This is a genomic window from Labilibaculum sp., from assembly GCF_041595635.1.
GTDB lineage: Bacteria > Bacteroidota > Bacteroidia > Bacteroidales > Marinifilaceae > Labilibaculum.
Genome location: NZ_JBFHJW010000090.1, coordinates 1 through 11466 on the forward strand (window position 1 = coordinate 1; position 11466 = coordinate 11466).

Consider the following 11466-nt stretch of genomic DNA (forward strand, 5'->3'; position numbering starts at 1 on the left):
AGAGATCTTAGAAAGATCTAGTGGTGAAGTTTTAAAGCCTGAAACCATCAACTATCGTACTTATAAACCAGAACGCGACGGATTATTCTGTGAAAGAATTTTCGGTCCTGTAAAAGATTATGAGTGCCATTGTGGTAAATACAAACGCATCCGATATAGAGGTATTGTTTGTGACCGATGTGGTGTTGAGGTAACCGAGAAAAAGGTAAGACGTGAGAGAATGGGTCACATTCAATTAGTTGTGCCTGTTGCCCACATTTGGTATTTTAAATCATTGCCAAATAAAATAGGTTACCTTTTGGGTTTACCTACAAAAAAGCTTGATACAATTATTTACTACGAGAGATATGTAGTAATTAATGCTGGAATTAAAGCGGCTGATGGAATTAAATACCTTGATTTCCTTACAGAAGAAGAGTATCTTGATATTCTTGATGAACTCCCTGCTGATCAGCAGCATCTTGATGATGATGATCCAAATAAGTTCATTGCACAAATGGGAGCAGAAGCTTTATATAGCTTGTTAGGTCGATTAGATCTAGATGCTCTTTCTTATGATTTACGTCATAAAGCGAATACTGAAACATCTCAGCAACGTAAAAACGAAGCTTTGAAGAGACTTCAGGTAACTGAATCGTTCCGTGAATCACAAGGTATTAATCGTCCTGAATGGATGATTGTTAAAGTTGTTCCTGTAATTCCACCAGAATTGCGTCCTTTAGTACCTTTGGATGGTGGTCGTTTTGCAACTTCCGATTTGAATGATTTGTACAGAAGAGTAATCATCCGTAACAATCGTTTAAAAAGACTTATTGAAATCAAAGCGCCAGAAGTAATTCTCCGAAACGAGAAACGTATGCTTCAGGAATCTGTTGATTCATTATTTGATAACTCCCGTAAGTCCAATGCAGTTAAGACAGAAAATAATCGTCCACTTAAATCTCTTTCAGATTCATTGAAAGGTAAGCAGGGGCGTTTTCGTCAAAACTTATTGGGTAAACGTGTTGACTATTCTGCACGTTCTGTAATTGTTGTAGGACCAGATTTGAAGATGCATGAGTGTGGTCTGCCAAAAGATATGGCAGCCGAGCTATACAAACCATTCGTAATCCGAAAATTAATTGAGCGTGGGATTGTAAAAACTGTAAAATCGGCCAAGAAGATCGTTGATCGTAAAGATCCTGTTGTTTGGGATATTCTTGAGAATGTTCTTAAGGGACACCCGGTTCTTCTTAACCGTGCTCCAACGCTTCACCGTTTGGGTATTCAGTCTTTCCAACCTAAGTTAATTGAAGGAAAAGCAATTCGTTTGCATCCTTTGGCTTGTACTGGTTTTAATGCGGATTTTGATGGTGACCAGATGGCGGTTCATTTACCATTAGGTAATGAAGCTATTTTGGAAGCTCAAATGTTAATGTTGTGTTCTCACAATATTCTGAATCCAGCTAATGGTGCCCCAGTTACTGTTCCTTCTCAGGATATGGTTCTTGGTTTGTACTATATTACTAAAAAAAGAAAAGGTGGAAAAGGTGAAGGCTTAAGTTTTTACTCTGCAGAAGAGGCAATGATTGCTTTTAACGAGAAAGCAGTTGATTTGCATAGTCAGATTAAAGTAAAAGTTAAAGACCTGAATGAGAATGACGAATTGGTTGACACAACTGTTGAAACCACAATTGGTCGTATCATTATGAACGAGGCCACTCCTCATGGTGCTGGATTTCTTAATCAATTGATTACTAAAAAAGCACTTCGGGATATTATTGGTTATATTTTTAAGAAATGTGGTGTAAATGCTTGTGCTAATTTCTTGGATGATATTAAAGATTTAGGTTATCGTAAAGCGTTTGAAGGTGGATTATCTTTTAACCTTTCGGATGTTAAAGTACCTGTAGAAAAAGAAGCTTTGGTAGCTGAAGGTTATGCTCAGGTTGAAGAAGTGTTGAGTAACTACAATATGGGTTTCATTACTAATAACGAGCGTTACAATCAGATTATTGATATCTGGACGCATATTAATGCGAACCTAACTCAAACATTGATGACTCAATTGGCGGAAGATAATCAGGGATTTAACTCTGTTTATATGATGCTTGACTCTGGAGCTCGTGGTTCTAGAGAGCAGATTCGTCAGCTTGGTGGTATGAGGGGACTGATGGCTAAGCCACAGAAATCTGGAGCCAAAGGCGGACAAATTATTGAGAATCCAATTCTTTCTAACTTTAAGGAAGGTCTTTCGGTACTTGAGTACTTTATTTCTACTCACGGTGCTCGTAAAGGTTTGGCAGATACGGCTCTTAAAACAGCTGATGCTGGATATTTAACTCGTCGTTTGGTTGATGTTGCTCAAGATGTAATCATCAATGAAGAAGATTGTGGAACTTTACGTGGATTAACTGCTTCTGCCATCAAAAATCAGGAAGAGGTTGTTGCTTCATTGTTCGAAAGAATTTTAGGTCGAACAACTGTTCACGATATTTTCCATCCTATTAGCGGTAAATTAATTATTGAAGCTGGTGAGGAAATTACGGAAGAAATTGCACAAGAAATCGAAAATTCACCAATTGAACGAGTTGAGATTCGTTCTGTGTTAACTTGTGAATCAAAACGAGGAGTTTGCGCAAAATGTTATGGTCGTAACTTAGCAACAGGTATTGCGGTTCAAAAAGGAGAGGCTGTTGGTGTTATTGCTGCTCAGTCGATTGGAGAACCAGGTACTCAGCTTACTTTACGTACTTTCCACGTTGGGGGTACTGCGGGTAATACTTCAGCAGAAAATTCGGTTGTTTCTAAATACAACGGTTATGCCGAATTTGATGAGTTAAGAGTTGTCGAGCACGTAACCGAAGAGAATAAAACATATGATGTTGTGATTGGTCGTTTGGCTGAATTGCGTATTATTGATAAAAACACCAATATTACTCTAACAACACATACTATACCCTACGGATCTAAATTATATATTAAAGATGGTCAGGATATTACGATAGACGATCTTATTTGTGAGTGGGATCCATATAATGCAATGATTATTACTGAATTTTCAGGTAAGATTTCATTCGATAATTTGATAGAAGGAATTACTTTCTCTCAAGAGTCTGATGAAGCAACTGGATTTGCTGAAAAAGTTGTAACAGAATCAAAGGATAAAACTAAGAACCCAAGTGTTAAGATTTTAAGCTCAAGTGGCGAAATTTTAAAATCTTACAACTTACCAGTAGGTGCTCACGTTTCGGTTTCCGAAGGTGATATGGTTACTGCAGGTCAGTCTTTAGTTAAAATTCCTAGAGCCGTAGGTAAAGCGGGTGATATTACCGGTGGTCTGCCACGAGTAACAGAGTTATTTGAAGCTCGTAATCCATCTAATCCTGCTGTTGTTTCAGAGGTTGATGGTGAGATTACATTTGGTAAAATTAAACGTGGTAATCGTGAAGTTGTTGTGACAACTAAAGCTGGAGATGTTAGAAAGTATTTAGTACCACTTTCTAGACAAATTTTGGTTCAGGAAAACGATTATGTTAGAGCTGGAACTCCATTGTCTGATGGTGCTACAACTCCTGCCGATATTTTGGCCATTAAAGGACCAACAAAAGTACAGGAGTATATCGTGAATGAAGTTCAGGATGTATATCGTATGCAAGGGGTGAAAATTAACGACAAGCACTTTGAAATTATCGTTCGTCAAATGATGCGTAAGGTAGTTGTTGATGATCAGGGAGATACAAAATTCCTTGAGAAACAAATTATCGATAAGATGGTTATGATGACCGAAAATGATGAGATCTTTGGAAAGAAAGTTGTTGTTGATTGTGGAGATTCTGAGGAGTTAAAAGCTGGGATGATCATTACTTCTAGAAAACTAAGAGATGTAAATTCGGTATTGAGAAGAAGAGATTTGAAACTGGTTGAAGCACGTGAAGCAATTCCTGCTACCTCCACTCAGATTTTGCAGGGAATTACCCGTGCTGCTCTTCAAACTAAGAGTTTTATCTCAGCTGCTTCCTTCCAGGAAACAACTAAGGTTCTTAATGAAGCCGCAATTAGTGGTAAGATTGATAACCTTGAAGGTTTGAAAGAGAATGTAATTTGTGGACACCTTATTCCTGCAGGTACTGGCTTACGCGAGTACAAAGATGTAGTTGTAGGGCCAAAAGCAGAATATGAAAAACTTTTAGATTCTAAATCAACTGAATATTAAAAGTTACTCTAAGTAATATAAAGGGTGTTTTCAATTTGAAAACACCCTTTTTTAATGGCCGATGAATTGTTATCGGGAATAATTTCATATTTTAGCAGGACGACAAAGTAACATTTATTAAAAAAGAATTATGAACGATAAAAAGAAATCCAATCAGATAGATATTCAATTAAAAGAAGAAGTAGCACAGGGGACGTATTCAAATCTGGCAGTAATTACTCATTCAAGTTCGGAATTTGTTGTCGATTTTGTGAGAATCATGCCAGGAATCCCTAAAGCAGATGTAAAATCCAGAATCATTCTTACTCCTGAACATGCTAAAAGACTTATGTTGGCTTTACAGGATAATATTCGAAAATTTGAATCTCTGCATGGTCAAATAAAGGTAGATGAAAATCAAGCTCCTCAAGGCAATGTAATGCCAATGAGTTTTGGTCCTACAGGGGAAGCTTAAAAGATAACTGTAGTTACGTTTGTACCGGGAAATAAATAAGTTTCCCGGTTTTTCATTTTTTGGATTTATCTGCAACAAAGGATAAAATACCTTTTAGTGGTTTATCTTTTATTTTGAGTAGAAATAAGAGATAAACAGACAATGCAATTAGAGCACCTACTAAAATGCCCAATTCGGAATCTATTGCAAGTCCACCGTTTTTGTTAGGAGCAACCAGTAGGTAGGTAAAACAAATTCCAGTCATAAATAGTGCCGGAATACTAAGTGGCAAGTGATTTTTACCTTCTTTTGCTAGATACATCGCAGCAGTCCATAACATTACCATCGATAGGATTTGATTTGACAAACCAAGATACTTCCAAATTGTGGCGAACTCTAATTGAGATAGTATGAAACCAATTGCAAATAGAGGAATGGAAATTAGTAATCGACTTTGTATTGACTTTTGATTGTAGTTAAAGATATCAGCAATAGTTAAACGAGCACTTCTAAAAGCAGTATCTCCGGTAGTAATGGGACATGCAATTACACCTATAATAGCAAAAATAGCACCGAGTTTCCCAAGCCATGTTGTGCATATTTCATTAACAATCCAGGCAGGATTATGTCCTGCAGCTATGTTTAAATTTAGTTCAGAAGCATTGCCAAAAAAATTCATGGCAGCTGTAGCCCATATCATTGCAACAATTCCTTCGGCAACCATTGCTCCATAAAAAACAGGTCTTCCATAACTTTCTTTTTTCAAACAACGAGCCATCATGGGCGATTGCGTAGAGTGAAAGCCCGAAATAGCTCCGCAAGAAATTACAATAAACATCATTGGGTAAAGGATGTTTTGTGATGGATTGGTGTGAAGATTTCTTAAGTCTTGAAATGAAATCTCATTTAGTGCGATACTTCCCGTAATTTCATTGTAAATTAACATGCCAGCAATACTAAAGGCCATTAAAAGTAAGGCAAGACCAAATAGTGGATAAATTTTACCAATAATTTTATTGATGGGTAGGAGGGTTGCCAATAAATAGTAGGCGAAAATTCCATAAAGCCACCAGTTTAAACCGCCACCAGTTAAATCTGTAAGCAATCCTGCAGGACCAGTAACAAAAGCTACACCAACAAAGATTAGAAGAACAATGGTGAATAATCGAATGAAATTCTGAATGGAAGATCCCAGATATTTTCCAACAATTTCGGGTAGACTAGCTCCGTTGTTACGGAGGGAAAGCATACCTGAAAAATAATCGTGACTTGCTCCCATGAATATACATCCAAAAACAATCCATAGGTAAGAAATAGGACCGTACATGGCACCTAATATAGCTCCGAAAATAGGGCCTAAACCTGCAATATTTAAAAATTGAATGGTAAATATTCTCCATGTTGGCATTGGAATATAGTCAACACCATCTTCTAATTGTATGGCTGGAGTTTGTCTGTTGTCATCAGCGCCAAAAAATCGTTCTATAAATTTTCCATAGAAGAGATACCCCAAAATAAGGGCTGTTATGGCACTCAAAAAAGTTAGCATTGGTTTTTAATTATTGTTTACATCACAAAATTAAAAAATTAAACGAAAATTATTGCTTATTAAGAGAAGAGATCATTGCACTATAAAGAGGATACTAGGATTGATTACGACGTAAAAAATAGGAAATTGATGAGTCAGAATCTTGTTCCTCTTTTATGCTATTGATTTATGCGTCAGTTCGAAAATTATTGTGTTGGCAATAAATGTATAAACTGCTTTTTCTAAGTGATATATTTTCAGTGATATAGCTGTTGTTTTAGAACTATGACTAATTCTAATTCGTAGCTATTTTCTTTTTTATGAAAACTGTTGTGCAAAACACAATCTAGATTTGTTTTAAGCACTCTAATCTTTATATTTGCTACACTCGGATTTTAAACGTTTGCGTAGAAATGAAGACTTATTTTTATTAGAAAATAACAATTCGTGATTTGATGGTTTCTTCCACAAATAATTGTCGCTCAATTCCAACAGAGCTGAGATTTGCTGAAGTGAATCAAAATCAATTACAGATGATAAAATTTATATAATAATGAAAGGATTAAAAATTGTTGTTCTTGCTAAGCAAGTTCCCGATACTAGAAATGTGGGGAAGGATGCGATGAAAGCTGATGGAACTGTGAATAGAGCTGTACTTCCAGCTATCTTCAATCCTGAAGATTTGAATGCACTTGAGCAAGCTTTGCGTTTGAAAGATAAATATCCAGGAACGGAAATTAGCCTATTAACCATGGGCCCAGGTAGAGCCGCAGAAATTATTCGCGAAGGTCTTTATCGCGGTGCTGACAATGGAATTCTTTTATCGGACCGTGCATTTGCAGGTTCTGATACATTGGCAACTTCATATGCTCTTTCTTGTACTCTTAAAAAAATGGGCAAAATTGATGTTATCATAGCAGGTCGTCAGGCAATCGATGGTGATACAGCTCAGGTTGGACCTCAGGTGGCGGAAAAACTTGGATTTCCTCAGATTACCTATGCTGAAGAAGTACTTTCTGTAGAAAAAGGTAAAATTGTTGTGAAACGCCGTTTAGAACGTGGTGTAGAGACTGTTGAAGGTGCTTTGCCTATGGTGATTACTGTAAATACTTCGGCTCCTGATTGTCGTCCTCGTAATGCAAAATATGTAATGAAATATAAGCATGCCAGAGCCGTTTCGGAAATGCAGAATGCAGATGAAGATTACATCGCTTTGCATACTCATCGTCCTTACTTAAATATTGGAGAATGGAGTGTTAACGATATTGAAACGAATGCTGAAGAGCTTGGTTTAAGCGGATCACCTACAAAAGTAAAAGCTATTGAAAATGTAGTTTTTCAAGCTAAAGAGGCAAAAATTCTTGAGCCTACTGATGCTGATATGGACGATTTAATGAAAGAGTTAATCGCTAACCATACCATTGGTTAACAGGTAACATTCATCAGTTATCAGTTTAAACTTTTTTTTTGCTGATCACTGTAAAAGTGAAATTTAAAAAATTGAAACCGTGAATAACGTATTTGTATATTGTGAAATAGAAGAGGGACAGGTTGCCGATGTGAGCCTGGAACTTTTAACCAAAGGCCGAAAACTAGCCGACGATTTAAAATGTGAATTGGAGGCTGTGGTAATTGGATCTGACCTTAAAGGGGTCGAAAAGCAAATTATGCCTTATGGTGTTGATACTGTTTGGGTGGCAAGTGATAAGCGCTTGTATCCATATACTACATTACCACATACATCAATTATAGTGAAACTGTTTGGAGAAGAAAAGCCACAAATCGCCTTGATGGGAGCGACCAGCATTGGTCGTGATTTGGGACCTCGAGTATCTTCGGCACTTCATTCTGGTTTAACGGCTGATTGCACTAGTTTAATTATTGGTGATCATGAGGACAAGAAGAACAAAAAAGAGTACAAGAATTTGTTGTATCAAATTCGTCCTGCTTTCGGAGGAAATATTGTGGCTACGATTGTTAATCCAGATTGTCGTCCTCAGATGGCTACGGTTCGCGAGGGTGTAATGAAAAAAGAAATTCTTTCGGATGCTTACAAAGGAAAAGTGAAGCAAATTGATGTGGCCAAATATGTGACTGATGCGGACTTTGTGGTGAAGGTTATTGAACGTCACATGGAAAAATCAAAAGTAAACATCAAAAATGCAGGTATTATTGTAGCAGGTGGTTATGGTGTAGGCTCTAAAGAAAACTTCGATAAATTGTATGAATTAGCAGATGTATTGGGTGCCGAAGTAGGCGCTTCTCGTGCTGCTGTTGATGCGGGGTATGCATCGCATGAACGTCAGATTGGTCAAACTGGAGTTACTGTTCGACCTAAGCTATACATTGCTTGTGGTATTTCGGGTCAAATTCAACATACCGCTGGTATGGAAGAGTCATCTATGGTGATAGCTATCAATACAGATAAGAATGCGCCAATTAATAATTTTGCCGATTATGTGATTACCGGTGATATTGCTGATGTGATTCCAAAAATGATTAAGCAATACAAAGAAAACACCAAATAGACCCCTCTGGGGAATGGTGTTCGCGAATCGTTTTAATTTTAACAAAAAAACATCCACAGAAATGGCTAATTTCTATACAGATAATGATGATTTAAAGTTCCACTTGGATCATCCTTTAATGAAAAAAATTGTTGCGCTTAAAGAGCGTGACTTTGAAGATAAAGAAAAATACGATTATGCACCTTTGGATTTTGAAGATGCTATGGATTCATATGATCGCACCTTAGAGATTGTTGGTGAGATTTGTGGAGACATTATTAATCCGAATGCAGAAAGTGTTGATCAGGAAGGTCCACGAGTAGAAAACGATCGTGTTATTTATGCACGTGGAACACAGGAAAATCATGATGCTTTAACAAAAGCAGGATTGATTGGAATGAGCTTACCTCGTAAGTACGATGGATTGAATTTTCCTCTTGTACCCTACGTTATGGCTGCAGAACTGGTATCTCGTTCGGATGCTGGATTTGCCAATATTTGGGGCCTTCAGGATTGTGCTGAAACCATTCATGAATTTGCTTCGGAAGAACAAAAAATGAATTATCTTCCACGTTTTGCCAAAGGTGCTACTGCTGCAATGGATTTAACAGAACCTGATGCTGGTTCCGATTTGCAGGCGGTGCAGTTGAAAGCAACTTACAATAAAGAAGAAGATCAATGGTATTTGAACGGTGTGAAACGTTTTATTACCAATGGTGATGGTGAGGTTGCATTAGTTTTGGCTCGTTCGGAGGAAGGAACTTCTGATGGACGTGGTTTGTCGATGTTTATTTATGACAAAAAACACATGGCTGTGAAAGTACGTCGTATCGAGCATAAAATGGGAATTATTGGCTCACCAACTTGTGAATTGGTTTTTACCAATGCTCCTGCCGAATTGGTTGGTTCTCGTAAAATGGGATTGATCAAATATGTAATGTCTCTTATGAATGGTGCTCGTTTAGGTGTTGGAGCTCAGTCGGTAGGTATTGCAGAAGCAGCTTACCGCGAAGGTTTGGCTTACGCACAGGATCGTCGTCAGTTTGGAAAAGCAATTATTAATTTTCCTGCGGTTTACGAAATGTTGACCAATATGGAAGCTAAGTTGAATGCTTCTCGTTCCATGTTATATGAGACATGCCGTATGGTTGACGTTTACAAATGTTACTATCATATTTCTCAGGATCGCTCTTTGGATAAGGACGAAAGAACAGAGATGAAAAAATATCAACGTATTGCTGATGTTTTCACGCCAATGTTGAAATTGTTTGCTTCGGAGTATTGCAATCAAATTGCTTATGATTCTTTGCAAATTCATGCTGGATCGGGTTATATGAAAGATTACCCAATTGAACGTTTGGTGCGTGATGCACGTATTACAAATATTTATGAAGGAACATCTCAATTACAGGTTGTAGCTGCCGTTCGTGGGGTAACAACAGGTCAGTACTTGGCTCAAATTAAAGAGTACGAATCTTCTGATTTGATTCCTCAATTGGAATATATTAGAACCATGTTAAAAGGCATGACTGAGCAATATGAAAAAGCTGTTGCTGCGGTGAATGAAATTAACTCATCTGCTGATCACAATGATTTTATGGATTTCCATGCTCGCCGTTTGGTAGAAATGGCTGGCTATATTGTTATGGGTTATCTTATTTTGATGGATACTACGCGTAATGATAAGTTCCAGGAATCTTGCGAGGTTTATGTGAAAATGGGAAAAGCTGTTTGTGCAGGTCACCTGACTTACATTCAAAATTCAGACTTAAAAGATTTGGGTATTTTTAAAAAGTAGTACTCTAACTTCTTCTATACTTTCGGAAGTTCCTATTTTAGGAGCTTCCGTTTTTTTTTGATAAACTTATTGAAATAGTAGGGGTATTAAACCTTGTGTTAATTTTTCGTTAAGTGGATTTAACCTTTCCTTAAAATCTATTAGAATTGTGTGTTTAGAAAAGAAATTACTTTTGCCGGAGTTGTTAAGAAAATATGACGACGAGATAACGATTGTGTTACATACTACTAAAACAACCAAATGAAAGTATCGAGATTATTAATTGTAGCCATTGCATTGATTGTTGGTAATCATGCTACAGCGCAGGAAAAAGCAGAATTTACGCCTTCAGGAAAAGCAAGCGGAAAGGTATTCTTCAATTACCATTACGACATGACTGAAGGAGAGGAACAGGAAAGTAGCTTCGAAATAAAAAGAGCATATTTGGGCTATGATTATAATATCGCAAAAGGATTTAAAGCGAGTATTACTTTAGACGTAGATACAAATGACGGTGGCAGTGATTATACGGCTTACCTTAAAAAGGCTCAGTTGGAGTGGACTATGTCACCTATCGCAAAGCTTTCTTTAGGGATGATTAGTACCATTCAGTTTAAGGAGCAGGAGAAATTTTGGGGCTACCGTTATATTATGAAATCATTTGCTGATGAATTTGGTTTTGAATCGAGTGCCGATGTTGGGGTAAAAGCCAAGTTTACCATTAGTGATTCATTTACTGCAAATGCTATTGTAATGAATGGTGAAGGCTACAAGAATTTGCAAGATGAAGATGGCAAGCAAAAAGTAGGAGCCAGCTTAGTGTATGCAAAAAGTGGTTTAACTGCTAAAGTTTATGGAGCTGTGCTTTCAACTTCTGTTGCCGACGAAGATGGGAATGAAGAAGATGTAAGTTCAGCCAGTTTGGCTACATTTATCGGATACGAATTTTCAGATAAATTTAGGCTAGGAGCAGAGTATAACTTACTAACTAATGCAACAAAGTATTCTGCTGCAGCAAAAGATAAA

7 protein-coding genes are annotated in these 11466 nt (G+C 37.2%); 6 read left to right on the top strand and 1 reads right to left on the bottom strand.

Annotated features, from left to right (window positions below):
* A partial coding sequence (gene rpoC, locus ABYT26_RS16560; RefSeq protein ID WP_372755940.1) for a DNA-directed RNA polymerase subunit beta' occupies window positions 1-4195 on the top strand: 4195 nt, incomplete at its 5' end.
* Between the two features lie 130 nt (window positions 4196-4325).
* Complete coding sequence (locus ABYT26_RS16565) at window positions 4326-4649, top strand: DUF3467 domain-containing protein (RefSeq protein ID WP_372755942.1); 324 nt, start codon at window positions 4326-4328, stop codon at window positions 4647-4649.
* A gap of 52 nt (window positions 4650-4701) precedes the next feature.
* On the opposite strand, the gene ABYT26_RS16570 is transcribed toward ABYT26_RS16565, so the two are convergent.
* Entirely contained in the window at window positions 4702-6177 is a 1476-nt protein-coding gene (locus tag ABYT26_RS16570) for a carbon starvation protein A (RefSeq protein WP_372755944.1), read from the bottom strand.
* 532 nt (window positions 6178-6709) lie between these two features.
* On the opposite strand from ABYT26_RS16570, the gene ABYT26_RS16575 reads away from it, so the two are divergent.
* The 4 genes from ABYT26_RS16575 to ABYT26_RS16590 all read left to right on the top strand — a co-directional run.
* Window positions 6710-7585 carry an electron transfer flavoprotein beta subunit/FixA family protein gene (locus tag ABYT26_RS16575; protein WP_372755946.1) on the top strand — a complete coding sequence of 292 codons (876 nt, stop codon included), beginning with the start codon at window positions 6710-6712 and terminating at the stop codon, window positions 7583-7585.
* 79 nt (window positions 7586-7664) lie between these two features.
* Window positions 7665-8684, top strand: a complete 1020-nt coding sequence (locus ABYT26_RS16580) for an electron transfer flavoprotein subunit alpha/FixB family protein (protein ID WP_372755948.1) — start codon at window positions 7665-7667, stop codon at window positions 8682-8684.
* A 61-nt stretch (window positions 8685-8745) separates the two neighbouring features.
* Window positions 8746-10461, top strand: a complete 1716-nt coding sequence (locus tag ABYT26_RS16585; RefSeq protein WP_372755950.1) for an acyl-CoA dehydrogenase family protein — start codon at window positions 8746-8748, stop codon at window positions 10459-10461.
* A 240-nt stretch (window positions 10462-10701) separates the two neighbouring features.
* The coding region (locus ABYT26_RS16590) for a hypothetical protein (RefSeq protein ID WP_372755952.1) at window positions 10702-11466 on the top strand (765 nt) is incomplete at its 3' end.